The 21848-nt window shown below is 72.9% G+C and carries 17 protein-coding genes and 1 pseudogene; 13 read left to right on the forward strand and 5 right to left on the reverse strand.

Annotated features, from left to right (window positions below; all coding sequences use genetic code 11):
- Window positions 1–149 precede the first annotated feature (149 nt).
- Window positions 150–1253, reverse strand: coding sequence for a DUF5937 family protein (locus QFZ75_RS21590; RefSeq protein WP_307539282.1), 1104 nt, complete (start codon window positions 1251–1253; stop codon window positions 150–152).
- Between the two features lie 229 nt (window positions 1254–1482).
- On the opposite strand from QFZ75_RS21590, the pseudogene QFZ75_RS41170 reads away from it, so the two are divergent.
- A pseudogene (locus QFZ75_RS41170) lies at window positions 1483–1665 on the forward strand (hypothetical protein); the annotation flags it as partial.
- A 118-nt stretch (window positions 1666–1783) separates the two neighbouring features.
- Here the strand turns inward: QFZ75_RS41170 and QFZ75_RS21600 are convergent.
- On the reverse strand, window positions 1784–2953 hold the full coding sequence (locus QFZ75_RS21600) for a low specificity L-threonine aldolase (RefSeq protein ID WP_307539284.1): 1170 nt from the start codon (window positions 2951–2953) through the stop codon (window positions 1784–1786).
- Window positions 2954–3165: 212 nt separating this feature from the next.
- Between QFZ75_RS21600 and QFZ75_RS21605 the strand changes: the two genes are divergently transcribed.
- From QFZ75_RS21605 to QFZ75_RS21650, 10 genes are all read left to right on the forward strand, one after another.
- Window positions 3166–4131: a Rossmann-like and DUF2520 domain-containing protein gene (locus QFZ75_RS21605; protein ID WP_307539286.1), complete on the forward strand. Its 966-nt coding sequence runs from the start codon at window positions 3166–3168 to the stop codon at window positions 4129–4131.
- On the forward strand, window positions 4128–5117 hold the full coding sequence (gene panC / locus QFZ75_RS21610) for a pantoate--beta-alanine ligase (RefSeq protein ID WP_307539288.1): 990 nt from the start codon (window positions 4128–4130) through the stop codon (window positions 5115–5117). The genes QFZ75_RS21605 and panC overlap by 4 nt, the downstream gene beginning before the upstream one ends.
- Window positions 5114–6940 carry an L-aspartate oxidase gene (locus QFZ75_RS21615; protein ID WP_307539290.1) on the forward strand — a complete coding sequence of 609 codons (1827 nt, stop codon included), beginning with the start codon at window positions 5114–5116 and terminating at the stop codon, window positions 6938–6940. The genes panC and QFZ75_RS21615 overlap by 4 nt, the downstream gene beginning before the upstream one ends.
- Window positions 6941–6945: 5 nt before the next feature.
- On the forward strand, window positions 6946–7962 hold the full coding sequence (gene nadC, locus QFZ75_RS21620) for a carboxylating nicotinate-nucleotide diphosphorylase (RefSeq protein WP_307539292.1): 1017 nt from the start codon (window positions 6946–6948) through the stop codon (window positions 7960–7962).
- A gap of 2 nt (window positions 7963–7964) precedes the next feature.
- The gene (locus QFZ75_RS21625) at window positions 7965–8762 is read left to right on the forward strand and encodes a type III pantothenate kinase (protein ID WP_307539294.1); all 798 of its coding nucleotides are present in this window, start codon (window positions 7965–7967) and stop codon (window positions 8760–8762) included.
- A gap of 686 nt (window positions 8763–9448) precedes the next feature.
- Window positions 9449–10141 (forward strand): hypothetical protein, encoded by a 693-nt coding sequence (locus tag QFZ75_RS21630; RefSeq protein ID WP_307539296.1) that lies wholly within the window; start codon window positions 9449–9451, stop codon window positions 10139–10141.
- Between the two features lie 78 nt (window positions 10142–10219).
- Window positions 10220–10399 (forward strand): hypothetical protein, encoded by a 180-nt coding sequence (locus QFZ75_RS21635; RefSeq protein WP_307544669.1) that lies wholly within the window; start codon window positions 10220–10222, stop codon window positions 10397–10399.
- Window positions 10400–10596: 197 nt separating this feature from the next.
- Window positions 10597–11013, forward strand: coding sequence for a BlaI/MecI/CopY family transcriptional regulator (locus tag QFZ75_RS21640; RefSeq protein WP_373465914.1), 417 nt, complete (start codon window positions 10597–10599; stop codon window positions 11011–11013).
- A 9-nt stretch (window positions 11014–11022) separates the two neighbouring features.
- Window positions 11023–11562: an amino-acid N-acetyltransferase gene (locus QFZ75_RS21645; RefSeq protein ID WP_307539301.1), complete on the forward strand. Its 540-nt coding sequence runs from the start codon at window positions 11023–11025 to the stop codon at window positions 11560–11562.
- Between the two features lie 259 nt (window positions 11563–11821).
- Window positions 11822–12157: an Lsr2 family protein gene (locus tag QFZ75_RS21650; protein ID WP_149512141.1), complete on the forward strand. Its 336-nt coding sequence runs from the start codon at window positions 11822–11824 to the stop codon at window positions 12155–12157.
- On the opposite strand, the gene QFZ75_RS21655 is transcribed toward QFZ75_RS21650, so the two are convergent.
- Entirely contained in the window at window positions 12136–12780 is a 645-nt protein-coding gene (locus tag QFZ75_RS21655) for an SCO3374 family protein (protein WP_307539304.1), read from the reverse strand. The two genes, QFZ75_RS21650 and QFZ75_RS21655, sit on opposite strands and share 22 nt — an antisense overlap.
- Before the next feature lie 440 nt (window positions 12781–13220).
- Between QFZ75_RS21655 and QFZ75_RS21660 the strand changes: the two genes are divergently transcribed.
- Window positions 13221–15749: an ATP-dependent Clp protease ATP-binding subunit gene (locus QFZ75_RS21660; protein WP_307539305.1), complete on the forward strand. Its 2529-nt coding sequence runs from the start codon at window positions 13221–13223 to the stop codon at window positions 15747–15749.
- A gap of 157 nt (window positions 15750–15906) precedes the next feature.
- On the opposite strand, the gene QFZ75_RS21665 is transcribed toward QFZ75_RS21660, so the two are convergent.
- Window positions 15907–16548 carry an HAD family acid phosphatase gene (locus QFZ75_RS21665; protein ID WP_307539306.1) on the reverse strand — a complete coding sequence of 214 codons (642 nt, stop codon included), beginning with the start codon at window positions 16546–16548 and terminating at the stop codon, window positions 15907–15909.
- 154 nt (window positions 16549–16702) lie between these two features.
- Window positions 16703–19813 (reverse strand): NACHT domain-containing NTPase, encoded by a 3111-nt coding sequence (locus QFZ75_RS21670; protein WP_307539308.1) that lies wholly within the window; start codon window positions 19811–19813, stop codon window positions 16703–16705.
- Window positions 19814–19988: 175 nt separating this feature from the next.
- On the opposite strand from QFZ75_RS21670, the gene QFZ75_RS21675 reads away from it, so the two are divergent.
- Window positions 19989–21644, forward strand: a complete 1656-nt coding sequence (locus tag QFZ75_RS21675; RefSeq protein ID WP_307539310.1) for a carboxylesterase/lipase family protein — start codon at window positions 19989–19991, stop codon at window positions 21642–21644.
- Window positions 21645–21848 lie beyond the last annotated feature (204 nt).

Below are 21848 nucleotides of genomic sequence, written 5' to 3' on the forward strand. Positions count from 1 at the left end.
CCCTGAGGGGCCATGGGTGCAGGCGACCCATGTGACATGCCCCGGGCCCCGGCCGTCTGGGAGCGCGGGGAACTGCGCGACCGGGCCCCACCGGCCCGCAGCCGGCAGCGGGACCCGGGCAGTTCGGCGTCAAGCCGGCGCGGCAGCGGTCAGCGCAGGATGCCCTCCAGGAAGTCGCTGCCCAGCCGGGCCACCATCGTGACGTCCAGCTGGTGCAGGACGTACCGGCCGCGGCGGCGGGTGGTGAGCAGGCCCGCCTTCTTGAGCACCCCCAGGTGCCGGGATATCTCCGGCGGCGTCATCCCGTGCGTCTGCGCCAGCTCGCTCGTGGTGAACGCGCTGCGCGCCAGGCTCCGGCACAGCCGCATCCGCACCGGATGGGACAGCGCCGTCATCCGCAGGGTCAGCTGTTCGACGGAGGTCGGGACCGTCAGCTCCGGGGAGCCGACCGGGTAGTGGATCACCGGCTGCCAGCCGTACCGGTGCAGCACCATGAGGTGCGGCCAGCCGAGGCTGGTCGGCACCAGCAGCAGCCCGCCGGCCCGGATCGAGGTGTGGCCGTGGCCCAGCTTGTCGATGACGATCCGGCCGCTCGCCTCGTCGAGCGTCACCGCGGGCGACACCGACGCCAGCGCCTCGGTCAGGCCCCGGCGGCCGAGCAGGTCCGTCTTGCGGCGGGCGTCCGCCTCGAGCTGCCGACGCAGCCGGGACCAGGTCCCGGCGAAGAACGCCTCGTCGCAGTCCTCCAGGAACTGCCGCAGCCAGGCCCGGATCCGCGGCGGCTCGGCCAGCAGCCGCTCGGTGAACTCCGCCGCCCGCGGCCCGCGCGCGGCGGCGAGCTCCAGGGCGCGGCGGCGCGACGCGGGGTCGGTGAGGGCGCAGGCGCCCGGCGCGCTGTACGGGAGCGCGCAGGTGAACTCCAGGGCCGCGTCCACGAACTGCTCGTCCGACAGTTTGTCGAGCAGGTCCAGCTCCTCGGCGAGCGTGGCGCCCGGGAGCGCGCCGCCGCCCGCGGCCGCGTACGGCAGGAACAGATCCGAGAACGTCGTCCGCCACAGGAAGTCGGCCTCGCACATCCGGTCGGCGAGGTGCGGATCGAGCCGGGCGGTCACACCGGTCGCCCAGCCCTGGAGGCCGGGATGGTGACCCGGCTCGGCCAGCGCGTGCAGTGCCATGCACAACTCGGCCAGGGGCGAGGGCACGACGGCCACCCGCTCCCTGCGCAGCCCGGAGATGTCGATGGTCACGCTCATGACCTCATGGTGCACCCCGGCGCCGACAACCCGGCCCCCGATTGACGAGCGCCGTCAATCGACGCGACGGCCGTGGCCGGCCGGGCGCAGGCTGGCGTCACCGGGGCACCGCGGGGCCCACGGAGAACATCCGGGACCGGAACCGGGATCAGGACCGCCGTCGGCGACGGTTCCGATCCCGGTCCCGGCCCCGGAGACGTCCGTACCCGTCCCGAGAAGGCGATCCGCCATGAGCATCACGCAGCAGTACCTACTGGACACCTATCGCGCCCGGCGGCACGGGGACCCGACCCCGCCCGCCCCCGGCGCCCACGACTGGCAGGCCGTGCGCGAGCTGCGCGACCAGCGGCGGTTCCGCGCGGTCCTGGCCGGGCGGCTGGCACGCGGACGGACGAGGGCGGCCTGGGGCCGGCTGTTCGGCCGCCTGAGCCGCCCGGGCCGCCTCGACCGCCTCGGCCGCTTCAACCGGGGCGGCAGCCTCGACCGGGTCGGCCGGAGTCGCCGGGCGGGTGGCGGGGCCTGCCCGGGGATCAGTGGGGAACGCGCGCCACGAACTCCGTGACCGCGGCCCGTACGTCGTCCGCGGTCCACTCCAGGCCCGGCTCGCCCACCGTGACCTCGGTGTACGACAGGCTCGGCCCGCCCCGTTCCCAGAGCTGCGGGAAGAGCGACACGCCCGTCTCCTCCGCCTGCAGCGTCCCCGCCTCGGCGAGGACGTCGGCCTCGTACGGCAGCCACACCTGGAACTGGTGCGTGTGCGGCTCCTCCGGGTGGACCCGGGCCCAGGGGAGCCCGGCCCCGGCGAACCCCTCGCGCAGCGCGGCGGCGACCACGCGCGCGTGGGCCACGTACTGCGGCAGCCGGGGCAGTTCCCGCTCCAGGCCGATCAGCGCGGACAAGGCGGTGGGGAACTGCTGGAGGACCTGCCCGCCGTACCGGTGGCGCCAGGCCTTCGCCTCGCCGACCAGCGTCCTCGGGCCTGCGAGGGCGGCGCCGCCGAACCCGCCGAGCGACTTGTAGAAGGACACGTAGACGCTGTCCGCGAGAGCCGCGACCTCGTCCAGGGGGCGGCCGAAATGGGGGGCGCACTCCCACAACCGGGCCCCGTCGATGTGCACCACGGCGTCGCGTGCGCGGGCCGCGTCCGTGACGGCTACCAGTTCCTCCCAGGAGGGCAGGACGAAACCCGCCTCCCGCAGGGGCAGTTCGAGGAACAGCGTCCCGAAGGGCTCGTCCAGGTCGTGCACCTCCTCGGCGGAGGGCATCCGGAGCTCGCGCGTCGGGTGGACGGTCCGCAGGCCGCTCAGGGTACTGAGGGAGTGCCGTTCGTGGACCTCCGGGTGGGAGAGGGGGTGCATCGCCACCGTCGCGTTGCCCGTACGGCCCGCCCAGCAGCGCAGCGCGACCTGCTGGGCCATGGTGCCCGAGGGGAAGAAGGCGGCGGCCTCCTTGCCGAGCAGGCCCGCGACCCGCTCCTCCAGCGTCTCGACGATCCCGTTGCCGTACATGTCCACCGGCAGGTCGAGGTCGTACACGTCCGGCGCGCCGTCCGTCAGCCCGGTCAGCAGTTCACCGACCGTGGAGCGGAAACCGGGCCGCCACAGCGCCCGCCGGGCACCGCGCCAGGCGAGTCTGCGCCGCTCCCGCCGCTGCTCGGACGTCCGCTCCGTCACTTCCGGTCCCTGCGCCACATCGCTCATGTCCCGGATCATGCAGGACGCCGCGGCGGGGGTCACGCGAATTCTCCGGGCCGTATTCCCCAGGCTGTGGAGGAGAACCCGTGGGCGGGAATCCGTGGACGCGACCTGTGGACAGGACCTGTGGACGGAAAAACGGCCTCGGACCGATCGCGTTAACATGACGAGAAATCGTCCGGTACCCCGAGCGGACTGGAACGGAAGGCCGCCGTCGAGTGAGTACATTCTCCCAGCCAGACCCCAGGGACCGCCCCGCGCGGCTCACCGTCGGCGTCGTCGGCGCCGGGCGCGTGGGCCCCGCCCTGGCCGCGTCGCTGCAGCTCGCCGGGCACCGCCCGGTGGCCGTGTCCGGGGTGTCCGACGCCTCCCGGCGCCGCGCCGCGCGGCTGCTGCCCGACGTGCCGCTGGTAACACCCGCGCAGGTCCTGGAGCGGGCCGACCTGGTGCTGCTGACGGTTCCCGACGACGCCCTGCCGGGACTGGTGGAGGGGCTGGCCGACACCGGTTCCGTCCGGCCCGGCCAGCTGCTCGTGCACACGTCCGGCCGGTACGGGGCGAAGATCCTCGACCCCGCCCTGCGCGCCGGAGCGCTGCCTCTGGCCCTGCACCCCGCCATGACGTTCAGCGGCACCCCCGTGGACGTGCAGCGGCTCGCCGGGTGCTCCTTCGGGATCACCGCCCCCGAGGAGCTGCGGCTGGCCGCCGAGGCGCTGGTCATCGAGATGGGCGGCGAGCCCGAGTGGATCGCCGAGGAGGCCCGTCCGCTGTACCACGCGGCCCTGGCGCTCGGCGCGAACCACCTGGTCACCCTGGTCGCCGAGGCCATGGAGCTGTTGCGCGCGGCCGGGGTCGACGCCCCGGACCGGATGCTGGGCCCGCTGCTGGGCGCCGCGCTGGACAACGCCCTCAGGTCGGGCGACGCCGCCCTCACCGGACCGGTGGCGCGCGGCGACGCGGGCACGGTCGCGGCGCACGTCACCGAGTTGCGCAAGCACGCGCCGCAGACCGTCGCCGGCTATCTGGCGATGGCCCGCGCGACCGCCGACCGGGCCCTCGCCCACGGCCTGCTCAAACCGGAACTCGCCGAGGACCTCCTGGGCGTACTCGCCGACGCGCCCGCACACCCGGGCGGCCCCGGCGCCTCCGGTCCCTCCGGCGGCCCCGAAGGAGACGTCCGATGACCATCGCCCTGCTGAGCACGGCCGACGAGCTGCACGCACGCGTCCGCGGGGGCCGCCGTGCCGTCGTCATGACGATGGGCGCCCTGCACGAGGGCCACGCGACCCTGATCCGCACCGCCCGGAAGATCGCGGGCGACGGCGAGGTCGTCGTCACCGTCTTCGTGAACCCCCTCCAGTTCGGCGCGGGCGAGGACCTCGACCGCTACCCGCGCACCCTGGACGCCGACGTCAAGATCGCCGAGCAGGCCGGCGCGGACGCCGTGTTCGCCCCGGCCGTGGACGAGGTCTACCCGGGCGGCGAACCCCAGGTGCGCGTCAGCGCGGGGCCCATGGGGGAGCGTCTGGAGGGCGCGACCCGGCCCGGGCACTTCGACGGCATGCTCACCGTCGTCGCCAAGCTGCTGCACCTCACCCGGCCCGACGTGGCGCTGTTCGGGCAGAAGGACGCCCAGCAGGTCGCCCTGGTCCGCCGCATGGTGCGCGACCTGAACTTCGGTGTGGAGATCGTCGGCGTCCCGACGGTGCGCGAGGCGGACGGGCTGGCCCTGTCCAGCCGCAACCGCTACTTGTCGGCCGCCGAGCGCCGTACCGCGCTCGCCCTCTCCCAGGCCCTGTTCGCGGGCAGCGACCGGCACGCCGCCCAGGAGGCCCTGCGCGCGCGAGCCCGCGAAGTGCCCGCCACGCACGCGCGTGCCGAGGCCCTCAGCGCCATCGGCGAGTCCCGCGCCGCCGCCGACACGCACGCCGTCGCCAAGGCGGACCCCGGCGGCCCCGCCGCGGTCCGCGCCGCCGCCCGCCTGGTCCTCGACGACGCGGCCCGGCTCGGCCCGCCGCTCGTCCTGGACTACCTGGCGCTGGTCGATCCGTCCGACTTCACCGAGGTCCCGGACGACCACACCGGCGAGGCCGTCCTCGCCGTCGCCGCCCGGGTCGGGACGACCCGGCTGATCGACAACATTCCTCTGACCTTCGGAGCCGCCTCGTGACCAGCACAGGCATACGTCTGCACGCCCCCGCACCCGGCTGGTCGATCGACGCCGACGTCGTGGTCGTCGGCTCCGGGGTCGCCGGACTCACCGCCGCCCTGCGCTGCGAGGCCGCCGGCCTGCGGACGGTCGTCGTCACCAAGGCCCGCCTCGACGACGGCTCCACCCGCTGGGCCCAGGGCGGGATAGCCGCGGCGCTCGGCGAGGGCGACACCCCCGGGCAGCACCTCGACGACACCCTGGTGGCGGGCGTCGGCCTGTGCGACGAGAACGCCGTGCGCATCCTCGTCACCGAGGGCCCCGACGCCGTACGCCGCCTCATCGAGACCGGCGCCCACTTCGACGAGTCCGAGGCGGGCGACCTGGAGCTGACCCGCGAGGGCGGCCACCACCGCCGCCGCATCGCCCACGCGGGCGGCGACGCGACCGGCGCCGAGATCTCCCGGGCCCTCGTCGAGGCGGTCCGCGCGCGTGGCATGCGCACGGTCGAGAACGCGCTCGTCCTGGACCTCCTCACGGACGCCGACGGACACACGGCCGGCGTGACCCTGCACGTCATGGGGGAGGGCCAGCACGACGGCGTGGGAGCCGTCCACGCGCCCGCCGTGGTCCTCGCGACCGGCGGCATGGGCCAGGTCTTCTCGGCGACCACCAACCCGTCGGTGTCCACCGGCGACGGCGTCGCCCTCGCCCTGCGCGCCGGGGCCGAGGTCAGCGACCTGGAGTTCGTGCAGTTCCACCCGACCGTGCTGTTCCTGGGCCCGGACGCCGAGGGCCAGCAGCCCCTGGTGTCCGAGGCGGTGCGCGGCGAGGGCGCCCACCTGGTGGACGCGGCCGGCGAGCGCTTCATGGTCGGGCAGCACGAGCTGGCCGAGCTGGCGCCCCGGGACATCGTCGCCAAGGGCATCACGCGGCGCATGCAGGAGCAGGACGCCGAGCACATGTACCTGGACGCCCGGCACTTCGGCGCGCACATGTGGGAGCACCGGTTCCCGACGATCCTGGCCGCCTGCCGGGCCCACGGCATCGACCCGGTCACCGAGCCGATCCCGGTCGCCCCGGCCGCCCACTACGCCTCCGGCGGCGTCCGCACCGACTCCCGGGGCCGTACCACCGTCCCCGGCCTGTACGCGTGCGGCGAGGTCGCCTGCACCGGCGTCCACGGCGCCAACCGGCTCGCCTCCAACTCCCTCCTGGAGGGCCTCGTCTACGCCGAGCGCATCGCGGCGGACATCGCGGACCGCCACGAGGACGGCCGCCGCGAGAACGGCCGCCACGAGGACGGCCGCCACGAGGACAGCGGTCACGGCGGCGACGGCCACGGGGAGAGCGGCTCACGCGCGCGTGTGCCCTCGCCGGGCGGGCGGCCGGAGAAGCCCGCCCACCCGCTGCTCGCCGCCGAGGCACGGTTCGCGATCCAGCGGATCATGACGGACGGCGCCGGCGTGCTGCGCTCGGCGGTCTCCCTGGAGACCGCCGCCGACCGCCTGCAGCGGCTGCACGCCGACGCCCGGGACACCCTCGACGCGCACGGCAAGACCGCCGAGCCCGGCGTCGACACCTGGGAGGCGACCAACCTCCTGTGCGTGGCCCGTGTCCTCGTCACCGCCGCCCGCCTCCGTGAGGAGACCCGCGGCTGCCACTGGCGCGAGGACCGGGGCGAACGGGACGACGACACCTGGCGCCGCCACATCGTCGTACGGCTCAATCCGGACCGCACGCTCGCGGTACACACCACCGACACCCCAGAATTCCCCCCGACACTCCCTCGCGCTCGCGACTCCGTTCGAGCCACCCCCACGCCCAGTCCCCAGGAGCAGTGACAGAAGTGAGCACCCCCGACCTTCCCCTCCTCGACGGCGGTGGCTGCGGCGACGGCTGCGGCTGCGGCGAGTACGGCCTCGACGCCGCCGAGCACGCCCAGTACGCCGAGTGCGGGCTCGACCCCGACCTCGCGCGGCTCCTCACCGACGCCGGCCTCGACCCCGTCGAGGTCGAGGACATCGCGCACCTGGCCATCGAGGAGGACCTCGACCACGGCGTGGACGTGACCACGGTCGCGACCATCCCCGAGGAGGCCGTCTCCACCGCCGACTTCACCGCCCGCGAGGCCGGCGTCGTGGCGGGCCTGCGGATCGCCGAGGCGGTCGTCTCCGTGGTCTGCACCGACGAGTTCGAGGTCGAGCGGCACGTCGAGGACGGCGACCGCGTCGTGGCCGGGCAGCGGCTCCTGAGCGTCACGACCCGCACCCGCGACCTGCTGACGGCCGAGCGCAGCGCGCTGAACCTGCTGTGCCGCCTGTCCGGCATCGCGACGCTCACGCGCGCGTGGACGGACGTCCTGGAGGGCTCCGGCGCGCGCGTGCGCGACACCCGCAAGACGACGCCAGGACTGCGCTCCCTGGAGAAGTTCGCGGTCCGTACGGGCGGCGGCGTCAACCACCGCATGTCGCTCTCGGACGCGGCCCTCGTCAAGGACAACCACGTGATCGCCGCCGGCGGCGTCGCCCAGGCCTTCGCGGCCGTCCGGGAGACCTTCCCCGACGTGCCGATCGAGGTCGAGGTCGACACCCTGGACCAGCTGCGCGAGGTCCTGGACGCGGGCGCCGACCTGATCCTGCTGGACAACTTCACGCCCGGCGAGTGCGAGGAGGCCGTGGCGCTGGTGGGCGGCCGCGCGCTCCTGGAGGCCTCGGGCCGCCTCACCCTGAGCACCGCGGCGACGTACGCCGCGACCGGCGTCGACTTCCTCGCGGTGGGCGCCCTCACCCACTCCGCGCCCATCCTGGACATCGGCCTCGACCTGCGCGACGCCCCCGGGGCGCCGCTGAGCGAGGCTGAGTAGGCATGCTGCTCACGATCGACGTCGGCAACACGCACACCGTCCTCGGGCTCTTCGACGGCGAGGACATCGTCGAGCACTGGCGCATCTCCACGGACGCGCGCCGCACCGCGGACGAGCTGGCCGTGCTCCTGCAGGGCCTGATGGGCATGCACCCGCTCCTCGGGGACGAGCTGGGCGACGGCATCGACGGCATCGCGATCTGCTCGACCGTGCCCTCGGTCCTGCACGAGCTGCGCGAGGTGACCCGCCGCTACTACGGCGACGTGCCCGCCGTCCTCGTCGAGCCGGGCATCAAGACGGGCGTCCCGATCCTGATGGACAACCCCAAGGAGGTCGGCGCCGACCGCATCATCAACGCGGTCGCGGCGGTCGAGCTCTACGGCGGACCGGCCATCGTCGTCGACTTCGGCACGGCGACGACCTTCGACGCGGTCTCCGCGCGCGGGGAGTACGCCGGCGGCGTCATCGCGCCCGGCATCGAGATCTCCGTCGAGGCGCTGGGCGTCAAGGGCGCCCAGCTCCGCAAGATCGAGATCGCCCGGCCGCGCACGGTCATCGGCAAGAACACCGTCGAGGCCATGCAGTCCGGCATCGTCTACGGCTTCGCGGGGCAGGTCGACGGCGTCGTCAACCGCATGGCCCGGGAACTCGCCGAGGACCCGGACGACGTCACCGTCATCGCGACGGGCGGGCTGGCCCCGATGGTGCTCGGCGAGGCCTCGGTGATCGACGAGCACGAGCCCTGGCTCACCCTCATCGGCCTGCGCCTCGTCTACGAGCGCAACGTCTCCCGCACCTGACGGAACCGAGCGGAGCCGCCCCGACCGGCGGCTCCGCGACGGACCCGCGCCCCGGGGACGACCGCCCCCGCCTGACGGCTGCCGTGACTCGACGATCGTCTTCGCCCGAGGGCCGCCGCGACTCGACGGACCTGCGCACCGGGACGGCCGCCTTCGCCTGACGGCTGCCGTGACTCGACGATCGGCTTCGTCCGAGGGCTGCCGCGACTCGACGGACCCGCGCCCCGGGACGGCCGCCTCCGCCTGACGGCTGCCGTGACTCGACGACGGCCTTCGCCCGAGGGCTGCCGCGACTCGACGGACCTGCGCACCGGGACGGCCGCCTTCGCCTGACGGCCGCCGCGACTCGACGACCGTCTTCGCCTGACGGCCGCCGCGACTCGACGACCGTCTTCGCCTGACGGCCGCCGCGACTCGACGACCGTCTTCGCCTGACGGCCGCCGCGACTCGACGACCGTCTTCGCCTGACGGCTGCCGTGACTCGACGACCGCCCCGCCTGACGGCCGCCTCCGCACTACGGCCGCCTCCGCTCGACGGCCGCCGCCGCTCGACGGCGGCCCCGCCTGCGGGTCGTCCCGCCCGGCGGCCGTCTCCGCCCGAGGCGCGCGGCCACCCGGAGGGCGTGGCCACGCCGCACGGCAGCGATCCGCGGATTTTGTCTGATTAGCGCGTATGGTCGCGATCATGCCCACGCCTTACGGATCCCGCGGCGGTCTGGCGTTCGGTGCGGAGGAGCTGCGTGTGCTCCGACGCGCCCTCGCCCTCGCCCTGCACCCCTCCCCCGCCTCGGCCCAGGACGTCCAGGACTGCCTCCGCCTCGCGGAGACCGTCGATGAGGCGGCCCGCGAGGGCGCCCGGCTGCGCGCCTTCCTGCTGGCCGACCTCGCCCGGTACCGCGCCGCCCTGCCGGGCACGGCCGCCGGTTTCCTGACGCTCCTGGAGGAAGCCGTCCGGGCCGGCTACCACCCGGTCCCCGACGACCTGGACGCGCTGCGCGCCCTGCGCGGCAACCCCGTCGCGGCCGCCCTCCTCGACCGCTGCCGCACGCCCGCGGAACAGGACGTGCGCAGGCGCCCGGCCCACCGCCCGGTCTCCGTCCCGCGCACCCGCGCCCGTACGCGGCTGACCGCGCTCCCCGGCGGCCTCGCGGCGGCGGCCCCGCCCGCGCGGGCGGCGCGGTGGGCCGGGGTGGCGACGGCCACCACCGGGGACCCCGGCGGGAAGCCGGTGGAGGAGCCCGCTGCCGATCCGGCCTCCAGCCCGGGGCCGCGGTCCCCGAACAGGAACCGCCCCGTTCCGACCCCGGGCGAGGTCTTCCCGAGGCGCAGACCGGCCACCCCGCCGGCGAACCCGTCCCAACGGCTGGCCGCCGTCTAGCGGGCCCGCGGGAAGCCGCCGGGGACACTCGCGACCCCGAGCCGTACGGAGCCCGTCGCCGTGGCTACTCTGGACGGCATGGACTACGTCTCCGCGCTCGTGCCCCCGGTCGTGATGGCCGTGTTCTTCATCGGTCTGATCGTGACGATCGTGAAGACCCAGGGCGGCGCCAACAAGGCCAAGGAGGACGCGGTGGTCGACGCGGTCCTCGCGAACGCCGAACACACCCGGCAGACCCCCCGCGACACCGACGCCTGAGTTCCGCCCACGGCACAGCACGGCGCAACGCGACGCAACACAGCACGGCGCAACACAGCACAGCAAGCACGGCACGGCGTACGGCTCATCGTTTTCTCGAGCCGTACGCCCTTTTTGTTGCCGTTTGTCGCGCACTGCCACGTCCGCCGCGCGATCGGAGACATCTCCCCCTATTGTTCTGAGCTGTGCCTCGCCCATTGGGAGAACTCGAAGACTCGGTCATGACGAGGGTGTGGAAGTGGAACCGCCCGGTGACCGTACGAGAAGTCCTGGAAGACCTCCGGCAGGAGCGGTCCATCGCCTACACCACGGTGATGACCGTTTTGGACAATCTCCATCAGAAGGGCTGGGTGCGCCGTGAGGCGGAAGGCCGGGCCTATCGATATGAGGCGGTCTCCACACGTGCCGCCTACTCGGCCGCACTGATGAACGACGCCTGGTCCCAGAGCGACAACCCGGCCGCCGCTCTCGTCGCGTTCTTCGGCATGATGTCGCCACAACAGCGCGAAGCGCTGCGTGATGCCGTGCGTATCGTCCAAGGGCCGGAAACGCCCCCCGAGGAGAACACGGCGCGCGAGAACCCCGCCGCCGCGGAGGGCGTGACCGGGCGATAACGTCCCCACATGCCAGCAGAGCAGCCCGAAGTCAGCACTAATGCCCTCACCGTCCGCCGGGCCAGGACCAGCGATGTCCCGGCGGTTCGCCGCCTCCTCGACTCCTACGTCCGCGGTCGCATCCTGCTCGACAAAGCGACGGTGACGCTTTACGAGGACATCCAGGAGTTCTGGGTGGCGGAACACGGCACCGGGGCGAGTTCGGAGGTCGTGGGCTGCGGCGCTCTGCACGTCATGTGGGAAGACCTCGCGGAAGTCCGCACCCTCGCGGTCGATCCCGCTCTGAAGGGCGCCGGTGTGGGTCACCGGCTGCTGGGGAAGTTGCTGGAGACCGCACGGTGGCTCGGTGTTCGCCGGGTATTCTGCCTGACCTTCGAAGTGGACTTCTTCGCGAAGCACGGTTTCGTGGAGATCGGTGAGACGCCTGTGGACACCGATGTCCACGCCGAGCTGTTGCGTTCCTATGACGAGGGCGTGGCCGAGTTCCTGGGGCTCGAACGAGTGAAACCGAACACCTTGGGCAACAGCCGGATGCTTCTGCATCTGTGATCGCCCGCGGGTAATACTCCGGACATACCTCCGGCACCGGTCCGCCACGCCTTGCCGCCCCTGCCCGGTGTCCCTATGTCCGAAACGCGCACGTTTCCGGTCTTCCCGGGGACCATCGGTCTCTCCCAGGGGTTTGTGTTTTTCCATCAAAAGCGGTTTGCTTTCCGACGTACTGCAGTAGTGCATATAACAGGGGACACGAAACTGCGGCAGCCGCCGTGGACCCTCGGCCCTGAAGATATCGATGAAAGGAAAACCGGTGGCACAGAAGGTTCAGGTCCTTCTTGTCGATGACCTCGACGGCGGCGAGGCGGACGAGACCGTGACGTTCGCGTTGGACGGCAAGACGTACGAGATCGACCTCACGACTGCCAATGCGGACAAGCTCCGTGGACTTCTCGACCCCTACGTCAAGGGCGGTCGTCGTACCGGAGGCCGCGCTTCGGGCGGGCGTGGAAAGGCGCGCGCCGCTTCGGGCGGCAGCCAGGACACCGCGCAGATCCGTGCCTGGGCGAAGGAGAACGGTTACGAGGTCAATGACCGTGGCCGCGTCCCGGCGTCCATCCGTGAGGCCTACGAGAAGGCCAACGGCTGAGCGCAGCGCCGCAGTCGGATGCGGTGGCACCCCGTGGCCACCGTCTCCACGAGCCGTACGAGATCGGGGGCGCCCCCACCGCCCCCGCCCAGCCCCGACAGCGTCGGCAGCGACGGCTCCACCTCGCAGCCCGGCTCAGGGGGCCGCAGCCACACGGCGGCCCCCTGCGAGCCGGCGGCGGGATCCGCACGGCCCCCTGCCCCGCCCCGGCTCCCCATTCCGCCCCGGCCTCCCGCCCCACTGCGGCCCGCGCGGACCGGGACCGGCGGCAGCGGCGCCTCGACGCGTCCGCCCGAACCGGTCGCCACCAGGTCCAGCGGCAGGGAGCCCCACTCCAGCCAGTCCAGCAGCCCGGGCAGCTCCTCGGCGCTGCCCGCCGCGACGAACAGCCGCATCCGGTCCGCCCGCACGGCCACCGGAGAGTACGGCCCCAGGTGCCGCAGCGCCGCGAAGCCCGCCTCCGCCGGCACCTCGAGGACGTCGAACCTCAGCCCCGTCGGCAGTTGCACCGGCGGACCGGGCACCGTCGTCCAGCCCAGTTCGTTCTCGTACCAGTGCCGCACCGGGTCGTCCGGGCGGCGCGCGCCGGACGGACGGCGGGGAGGAGGGACCGTGGGCACCATGCAGGGCCAACCGCCGAAGGGGCGTCCGGGTTACGCTGGGTGGTCCTCCGTGTGCGAAGGGTGGCGCCCGCGAGGGCGTTCCCGGGGGTCCGCCGACGCAAGGGTGTTCGCCCGTAGCGGAGGGAACCGGTGTGCTCGGCATGGAGTGTCAGTGCGTACGGGTAAGACATCCCTAGTGGGAGGGGCGACACGCACGGCCGGGGCGTCTCACGTTCGCCATCGGCGTACTGATGGTGAGGGTATCTGCCTGGCCTGCGGGAACATCGCCCAGCACCATCGGGTTGGAACGGATGTCGGCGTTCGGGGTCAGGAGGCAGTGCTGGTTCTCGGTCCGGTGTCGGCAGATGGAATGAGCGGTCCCCGCTTGCGGGACTAAGCTGCGGAAGGACAGGGAGGGGAGCGTCCCCTTACTGCCTGACCGCTCTGAGGAGCGATTAACGATGTTCGAGAGGTTCACCGACCGCGCGCGGCGGGTTGTCGTCCTGGCTCAGGAAGAAGCCCGGATGCTCAACCACAACTACATCGGCACCGAGCACATCCTCCTGGGCCTGATCCACGAGGGTGAGGGTGTCGCCGCTAAGGCCCTGGAGAGCCTCGGGATTTCGCTCGAGGCGGTCCGCCAGCAGGTGGAGGAGATCATCGGGCAGGGGCAGCAGGCCCCGTCCGGGCACATCCCCTTCACCCCCCGTGCCAAGAAGGTCCTGGAGCTGTCGCTCCGCGAGGCCCTTCAGCTGGGCCACAACTACATCGGCACGGAGCACATCCTGCTCGGCCTGATCCGTGAGGGCGAGGGCGTCGCCGCCCAGGTCCTGGTCAAGCTGGGCGCCGATCTCAACCGGGTGCGGCAGCAGGTCATCCAGCTGCTCTCCGGTTACCAGGGCAAGGAGACCGCCGGCGCCAGTGGCGGTCCTGCCGAGGGCACGCCCTCGACGTCCCTGGTCCTCGACCAGTTCGGCCGCAACCTCACCCAGGCCGCCCGTGAGTCCAAGCTCGACCCGGTCATCGGGCGCGAGAAGGAGATCGAGCGGGTCATGCAGGTGCTGTCCCGCCGTACGAAGAACAACCCGGTGCTGATCGGTGAGCCCGGCGTCGGCAAGACCGCCGTCGTCGAGGGCCTCGCCCAGGCCATCGTCAAGGGCGAGGTGCCCGAGACCCTCAAGGACAAGCACCTCTACACCCTGGACCTCGGCGCGCTGGTCGCCGGCTCCCGCTACCGCGGTGACTTCGAGGAGCGCCTGAAGAAGGTCCTCAAGGAGATCCGCACCCGCGGCGACATCATCCTGTTCATCGACGAGCTGCACACGCTGGTCGGTGCGGGTGCCGCCGAGGGCGCCATCGACGCGGCGAGCATCCTGAAGCCGATGCTGGCCCGTGGTGAGCTGCAGACGATCGGTGCCACGACGCTCGACGAGTACCGCAAGCACCTGGAGAAGGACGCCGCGCTCGAGCGCCGCTTCCAGCCCATCCAGGTCGCGGAGCCGTCGCTGCCGCACACCATCGAGATCCTCAAGGGCCTGCGGGACCGCTACGAGGCGCACCACCGCGTGTCCATCACGGACGAGGCCCTGGTGCAGGCGGCGACGCTCGCCGACCGCTACATCTCGGACCGCTTCCTCCCGGACAAGGCGATCGACCTGATCGACGAGGCCGGTTCCCGGATGCGCATCCGCCGGATGACCGCGCCGCCGGACCTGCGCGAGTTCGACGAGAAGATCGCCGGCGTGCGCCGCGACAAGGAGTCCGCGATCGACTCGCAGGACTTCGAGAAGGCCGCTTCCCTGCGCGACAAGGAGAAGCAGCTCCTGGCCGCCAAGGCCAAGCGCGAGAAGGAGTGGAAGGCCGGCGACATGGACGTCGTCGCCGAGGTCGACGGCGAGCTGATCGCCGAGGTCCTCGCGACCGCCACCGGCATCCCGGTCTTCAAGCTGACCGAGGAGGAGTCCTCGCGTCTGCTGCGCATGGAGGACGAGCTCCACAAGCGGGTCATCGGCCAGGTCGACGCCGTCAAGGCGCTGTCGAAGGCGATCCGCCGTACGCGCGCCGGTCTGAAGGACCCGAAGCGTCCCGGTGGTTCGTTCATCTTCGCCGGCCCGTCCGGTGTCGGTAAGACCGAGCTGTCCAAGGCGCTCGCCGAGTTCCTCTTCGGTGACGAGGACGCGCTGATCTCCCTCGACATGTCGGAGTTCAGCGAGAAGCACACGGTCTCGCGTCTCTTCGGTTCGCCCCCCGGCTACGTGGGCTACGAGGAGGGCGGGCAGCTGACCGAGAAGGTCCGCCGCAAGCCGTTCTCCGTCGTCCTCTTCGACGAGGTCGAGAAGGCCCACCCGGACATCTTCAACTCGCTGCTGCAGATCCTGGAGGACGGTCGCCTGACCGACTCCCAGGGCCGGGTCGTGGACTTCAAGAACACGGTCATCATCATGACGACCAACCTCGGCACCCGGGACATCTCCAAGGGCTTCAACCTGGGCTTCGCGGCCTCGGGCGACAAGAAGACCAACTACGAGCGCATGAAGAACAAGGTCTCGGACGAGCTCAAGCAGCACTTCCGGCCCGAGTTCCTCAACCGCGTCGACGACGTGGTCGTCTTCCCGCAGCTGACGCAGGAGGACATCCTCACGATCGTCGACCTGATGATCGGCAAGGTCGACGAGCGCCTGAAGGACCGGGACATGGGCATCGAGCTCTCCCAGTCCGCCAAGGAGCTGCTGTCCAAGAAGGGGTACGACCCGGTGCTGGGCGCGCGTCCGCTGCGTCGCACGATCCAGCGCGAGGTCGAGGACACCCTGTCGGAGAAGATCCTCTTCGGTGAGCTGCGCCCCGGTCACATCGTGGTCGTGGACACCGAGGGCGAGGGTGAGACCCAGACCTTCACCTTCCGCGGCGAGGAGAAGTCCGCACTGCCGGACGTCCCGCCGATCGAGCAGGCGGCCGGCGGTGCCGGTCCCAACCTGAGCAAGGAGGCGTGACCCCCGGGTCCGCCTGAGCACGACCGCTCACCGAGCGGCTGATGGGGCCGGTGCCTTCGGGCACCGGCCCCATCGGCGTGCCGGGGTGCCCCGGCGCCGGGACACCCCGTCCGTCCGTTCGTTCATCCGTCTGTCTGTCTGTCTGTCCGTCTGTCTGTCAGGACAGCTGTCCGTCGTAGTCCGGCAGCTTGTACGTCTTCTCGGCGTGTCCGCCCGACAGGTCGGTGGCGCTGTTGCCGATGTTCGCGATGACCGTGTAGCCCTTGGCCTCGACGGCCACGCGCTGCGCCGTCTTGTACTCGGCCACGTCCCGGAAGAGGTCGAGGAAGGTGCGTACGTACAGGCCGGAGACCCGGTAGCCGGCGTGCTCCAGGTTGTACTGCGTCACCGATCTGATGATGTCCGGGCGGGCGGTGACGAAGAACAGGGCGACGCCGTGGTCCTGCGCGTACCGCGCCACGTCGAGGACGGGCGCGTTGGCCGGCGAGGGGTAGCTGAAGCCGAAGTCGGTCTCCAGTGCGGTGTTGTCGATGTCGAGGACGATGGCCTGCTTCTCGCCCGCGGGCGCGCCGGCGATACGTTCCTTCAGGTAGGGCAGGGCCTCCGCCATGACGGCCCGGCAGTCCCTCTGCCAGGTGTCGTGGTCGACGTCGGCCGTGGCGGCGGCCGTCGTGGCGGCCGACGCGGTGGTGGCCGCGGCCGGGGTCGCGGCGGCGGTGGCCGGGATCGTCAGGGCCACGGTGGCGGCCGTGGCGGCGACGGTCACGCCGATGAGGCGCTGCAGGCTGCTTCCGGTCATGGGTGGGGGGTTCCTCTCGCGTCGGAGCGCTGCGGGACACGGGTCGTGGAGCATGCTCGCGGGCGTGGGGGGCCAGTGGGGGACAATGAGATTACCGGCCGGTAACTGTAGGGCGGTCGGCCGGTGTTGGGCCAGCCCCGTGCGGACACGGAGTTCAGAGAACGGTGTACGTCTTCGTGACGGTGTGCATGTCCGGGAAGAGCCGCCGGGTGTGTACGGGCACCTCCGCCGCCTCCGGGGCGAGGACGAACACGACGGAGCGCAGCCCGGGAAACAGGGCCGGAACCGCCGAGAGGTCTTCGGCTCCGGTGAACTTGTTGAGCCGCAGCCGCCTGATGCCGGGCAGGACGGGGCCTTCGCTCCAGGGGAGGGTGGCCCACTTGACGCCCAGTTCCTCGAGTCCGGGAAGCCGCGCGACCTCTTCGTAGTCCTCGGGCGTGAGTGGTTCGAAGAGGGTCCCCAGGGTCAGCCTTTTCAACGAGTCCAGCTGCCGCAGGCCGCGCAGTCCGGTGAACCGGAGGGCGTTCTTGCTGAAACGCAGCGAGGTGAAGGGAACGCGGGGGAGCGCGGCATCGAGGGATTCGGCCCGCAGCGGTACGCCGGTGTCGAGTTCGCGCAAGGTGGCCGAGGCCGAGAGCGGTGTCAGCGCGTCCGGTTTCTCCAGACCCGGCATGTAGTCCAGCGACAGCTGTTCCAGCGGCAGTCCGGCCAGCGGGGTGAGGTCGTCGACGTGCACGCTGCGGCTGATGGCCAGGCGCCGGAGCCGGTGCAGGGGTGCGAGGGCGGCCAGGTCGCGCAGCCGGCCGTTGTCCCGGACGACGAGCAGACGCGTCGTGTCCGCCGCGGGGCCGGCCGTCAGTTCCGCCGGTTCGATGTCCCCGATGAGGTGGAGGTTGCGGCGGCCGCCGAGGGCACGCAGGGCGCGCAGGTGCTCCGCCGAGTGCGCCGTGAAGTACAGGTCGTCCTGCGGCAGGTGGGCGATGACGTCCGCCGCGTACCGCTCGGCGTCGAAGCGGTGCCAGGCCCAGGTGAGCTGCGAGCGGACCGACAGGGACGGGTGGGTGCGGAAGCGGGCCAGGACCGGGACGGCCGCGTCGGTGCCGATGAGCGACGCGGTGACGACGACCGCCCTGGCCTCCGCCTCCGACAGACCCCCGGGGCCCGGCAGGAGTTCCAGGGCCAGCGGGCCCACCGAGGCCAGCTCGCGGGCCTCCTCGGCGGTGCGGGGCGGGATGAGCGTGGCCGCCTGCTCCTCCACGGCGGCCCTGACCCGCGGGTCGAGTTCCGTGGCGTGTTCGAGGCAGGCCAGCGCGAGGAGCCGGATGCGGGTGCCGCCGGCCGGTCCGGCCCGGTCGGCGGCGGCCAGCAACTGGACGAGGAGGTCCGCCCGTTCGCGGGGCCGGGCGTGGGCGACGGCCATCCGGATCACGTCCGACCACTGCTGGTCGGCGGCGTTCCGGACCAGGAGCCCGAAGTCGCCGTCCTCCACCGCCGCCTTCGCGCCCAGGTAGTCCTGGAAGGTGCGGTGGACGAACTCGACCGTCCCGGGCGAGGGCTCGCGGAGCAGTCCGCTGCGTACGAGGAGGTGGCGGTGGATCGTGGGCGCGTCGCCCTGGCTCGCGACGGCGGGCAGGGCGGGCAGGGCGTCCGCGATCAGGCGCTCGGCCCGTTCACGGTCCATCTCCAGCCGGTTGTTGCGCACCAGCCAGTAGGCCAGCCGTTGCAGGAGCTGGATCTGCGGCAGCTCGGTGAGCCGGACGCCGTCGTGCGGGAGCATGTCCCGCTCCTGGTCGCGGCGCGCGAGGAGCATGGAGAGCGCGGCGTCGTACAACTCCTGCCGTCCGTGCGGCAGATAGCCGCGCCGGTCCCGGTGCAGGGCGCAGATCAGACCGCACATCAGGGGGTTGGTGGCGAGGCGGCCGAGGTCCGGGGTGGTGGCGACGGCGTCGAGCAGCGAGGTCTCGTACGCGGTCAGCCGCTCGGTGTCGGGCGCGTCGACGCGGGCCGCCGTGTGCCAGCGCCGGATGAACGCCGTGATGTCGTCGCGGCTCATCGGCGCGAGCGCCAGCTCCGTGAAGCCGTCCGCGGCGAGCCAGTTCTCCCGCACGGCGGAGGGGCGCGAGGTGACCAGCCACTGGTTGCCCGGGTAGGCGTCGAGCAGGTCGCGCAGCCAGCGCCGGGTGCGCTCGCGGTCGGGTTCCGGTACCTCGTCGACGCCGTCGACCAGCAGCAGTGCGCGGCCCGCCGCCAGGACCCGGTCGGGCCAGCCGTCCGGGGCCGCGCCGTGGAAGGGCACGCGGGCGGCGGCGAGGAAGTCGGCGGGCGCGGGCAGCCCGCCGGGACGGCGTACGAGGGTGCGCAGCGGCAGGACGAAGGGGATCCGGTCGCCGCGCCCGCCCCGCGCCGCCGTCACCGCGAGCCACTGCACCAGCGTCGTCTTGCCCGAACCGGCCACGCCCTTCAGCAGCACCAGGTCCTGTTCGGACAGGGCCTCCTCGGCGGACAACGGGAGAACGGGGGAGCCGGCCGCCTCGCCGTCCTCGTCGCCCGTGGCGGGGCGCAGGGCCTGGAGGGTGAGGTAGGCGGCGTCCAGCGGCCAGCGGTCGGGGGAGTCCACCAGATCGATGCCGTAGATGGTCAGCTTGCTGTGCTTCGTCGCCGTGTAGGCGAGGAAGCGCCGCTCGAACGCCGGGTCGCCCCCGCCGGGCCTCGGCGTGCGAGCGATCAGCTCGTCGACCTTCGCGATCAGTTCGGCCTGCCGGCGGGTCTGCTCGACCAGTGTCCTGGCCACGAACGTCGAGCGCTGGGTGAAGAAGTGCAGGATGTGCAGACAGGCCGTGTCGAGCAGCCGCTCGTAGAGCAGCGTCGCGTCGAGACCGAGCCGGCGGCCGGGGTCCCCGGCGGTGCGGCGCAGGTGGAGGGCGAGGCCCGGGTGACCGAGCGCCACGGCCTGCGCGTCCGTCATGGTGAGGTCGCCGAGGGCGTGCAGGGTGTCGGCCAGGGCGTGCGCGACGGGCTGTTCCTGGTCGGCGGGCACGGGGCGTTCGGCGGCCTCCCCGACCGCCCGCGCGACCAGTTCGGTGGCGAGCCCGGTCAGGTCCTTCGCGCTCAGCGTGCGCTGTTCGCCCCTGAAGGAGACGCGCGACGAGATGCGTACGGGCCGGTCGAGCAGGCCCGCGCCCGGCCCCTCCGTCACGAAGAGCTTCCTGATGAGCGGTGCGGCCACGCCGGACGCCAGCCGTATGCCCACGGTCGCCGGTTCCATGGCTGTCCCCCGAGGTCATGGTGGGTGGTCGGCCAGCCTATCGCCGGGACGCGTGGGGTTCGGCACGTCCGGAGTTCGGCACGCCTGGGGTTCGGGCGCGACAAATGCGGTGGCCGTACGGCCCGTCGCGGCGGGAGGATCCGTACTGTCCGAACTGTCCACGGAGGGAGCGGCCATGGAGGCCGACGCACCCGAAGTCCGTACCGCAGCAGGTGTGTTGAGGGGCACGACAGAAGGAACGGGCGGGGCCGGAAAGACGGGCGGGGCCGGGACCGGGAAGGGGGGCGCGGCGGTGTTCCGGGGGATCCCTTTCGCGGCCCCGCCCGTCGGCCCGCTCCGGTTCGGGGCGCCGCGGCCCGCGCAGGGCTGGGACGGCGTACGGGAGGCGACCGCGTTCGGGACCCCGCCCCCGCAGTCCGCGGCGTTCGGCATGGACACGCTGGCACCCCCGGACGCCGACGACGGCGACTGGCTGACGCTCAACGTCTGGACGCCCGACCCCGGTCCCGGCGCCGGGCTGCCGGTGATGGTGTGGCTGCACGGCGGGGCGTACGTCATCGGGATGTCGAACCTGCCCGAGTACGACGGCGGACGGCTGGCGCGGGAGGGCGGGGTCGTCCTGGTGACGCTCAACTACCGCCTCGGTATCGAGGGGTTCGGGCACATCGAGGGCGCGCCCGCCAACCGGGGGCTGCTCGACCAGGTGGCCGCGCTGGAGTGGGTGCGGGACAACGTCCGCGCCTTCGGCGGCGACCCGGACCGCGTCACGGTCTTCGGCGAGTCGGCGGGCGCCGGCTCGCTCGCCGCGCTGCTGTCGATGCCGCGCGCGGCCGGCCTCTTCCGCCGGGCCGTCGTGCAGAGCATGCCCGGTCCGTTCCTCTCGGCCGCGCTCGCCGCGGACATCGCGGGGGAGCTCGCGGCGGAGCTGGGACTGCGGCCGACCGTGGCGGACCTGGGTACGGTGGCGCCGGGGCTGCTGCCCGCGGCGGCGGACGCGCTCGGGGCGCGGATGGGGCACCACGCGCGACGCTGGGGGGTGCTGGCGCACACGGCGATCCCGCTGGCGCCCGTGGTGGACGGGGACGTGCTGCCCCGCGCGCCCTGGGAGGCGCTCGCCGCCGGGGCGGCGCGGGACATCGAGCTGATGGCCGGCCACACGCGGGACGAGTACCGGCTCTTCATGGCGTTCGACGGAACGCTCGGTGAGGAGCCGGCGGAGGGCCGCGTGACGGCGGCGCTGCGGACGTTCTCCCCCGGTGGCTCCGGTGGCTCCGGTGGCTCCGGTGGCTCCGGTGGCCTCGGCGGTGGGGGCGGGGACGGCGACGAGGCGTACCGGAAAGCCTTCCCGGGGCTCGGTCCGGCGGGGCTGTACGAGCTGGTCCACTCCGACTGGCTCTTCCGGATGCCGTCGCTGCACCTGGCCGAGGCCCAGGTCGTGGGCGGCGGCCGGGCCCATGTCTACGAGCTGGTCTGGGAGGCGCCGGGCATGGGCGGGCTGCTCGGGGCCTGCCACGGGCTCGATGTGCCGCTGGTCTTCGGGAACCTCGGCGGCGGGCTGCCTTCGCTGCTGTTCGGGGAGGCGCCGCCCGCCGGGGCGGAGGAGTTGTCGGAGCAGTTCCGGGCCGCGTGGACGGGGTTCGCGGCGGGGGAGGGGCCCGGGTGGCCCGCGTACGACCCCGACCGGCGACAGGTGCGGCTCTTCGACGTGCGGCCGACCGTGACCGCGTATCCGGAGGAGGTGTCACGGTCGCTCTGGCAGGGGCACGTCTTCGGGGCGCTGCCGCTGATCGGGCGGGAGAGGGCCGGCGAGGACGGTGGCGAGAGCCTGTAGTCGCCGTCACATCGCGCGGCCCGTGGATCCTGCCGCCCGGTGACATGACGCACAGGCGGTTCCCGCCCTACTAGGGGCGGTAGTGGACGGTCCGGGGCGGGCGGACGGGACCTTCGGCCCTACGCCGTGGGACCCGGGCCCCGGACCTGTCGGCGAAGGCCCGGGGGCGGGTCCCGGGCCGCGGTGGGCGTGTGTGAGGTGGGC

Origin of the sequence: Streptomyces sp. V3I8, assembly GCF_030817535.1 — a bacterium.
GTDB lineage: Bacteria > Actinomycetota > Actinomycetes > Streptomycetales > Streptomycetaceae > Streptomyces.

Excerpts from the sequence above, each read along its gene's own strand:
- QFZ75_RS21590 (WP_307539282.1), bottom strand. The coding sequence starts at position 1,253 with ATGAGCGTGACCATCGACATCTCCGGGCTGCGCAGGGAGCGGGTGGCC.
- QFZ75_RS21600 (WP_307539284.1), bottom strand. The coding sequence starts at position 2,953 with ATGAGCGATGTGGCGCAGGGACCGGAAGTGACGGAGCGGACGTCCGAG.
- panC (WP_307539288.1), top strand. The coding sequence starts at position 4,128 with ATGACCATCGCCCTGCTGAGCACGGCCGACGAGCTGCACGCACGCGTC.
- QFZ75_RS21625 (WP_307539294.1), top strand. The coding sequence starts at position 7,965 with ATGCTGCTCACGATCGACGTCGGCAACACGCACACCGTCCTCGGGCTC.
- QFZ75_RS21630 (WP_307539296.1), top strand. The coding sequence starts at position 9,449 with ATGCCCACGCCTTACGGATCCCGCGGCGGTCTGGCGTTCGGTGCGGAG.
- QFZ75_RS21635 (WP_307544669.1), top strand. The coding sequence starts at position 10,220 with ATGGACTACGTCTCCGCGCTCGTGCCCCCGGTCGTGATGGCCGTGTTC.
- QFZ75_RS21645 (WP_307539301.1), top strand. The coding sequence starts at position 11,023 with ATGCCAGCAGAGCAGCCCGAAGTCAGCACTAATGCCCTCACCGTCCGC.
- QFZ75_RS21655 (WP_307539304.1), bottom strand. The coding sequence starts at position 12,780 with ATGGTGCCCACGGTCCCTCCTCCCCGCCGTCCGTCCGGCGCGCGCCGC.
- QFZ75_RS21660 (WP_307539305.1), top strand. The coding sequence starts at position 13,221 with ATGTTCGAGAGGTTCACCGACCGCGCGCGGCGGGTTGTCGTCCTGGCT.
- QFZ75_RS21665 (WP_307539306.1), bottom strand. The coding sequence starts at position 16,548 with ATGACCGGAAGCAGCCTGCAGCGCCTCATCGGCGTGACCGTCGCCGCC.
- QFZ75_RS21670 (WP_307539308.1), bottom strand. The coding sequence starts at position 19,813 with ATGGAACCGGCGACCGTGGGCATACGGCTGGCGTCCGGCGTGGCCGCA.
- QFZ75_RS21675 (WP_307539310.1), top strand. The coding sequence starts at position 19,989 with ATGGAGGCCGACGCACCCGAAGTCCGTACCGCAGCAGGTGTGTTGAGG.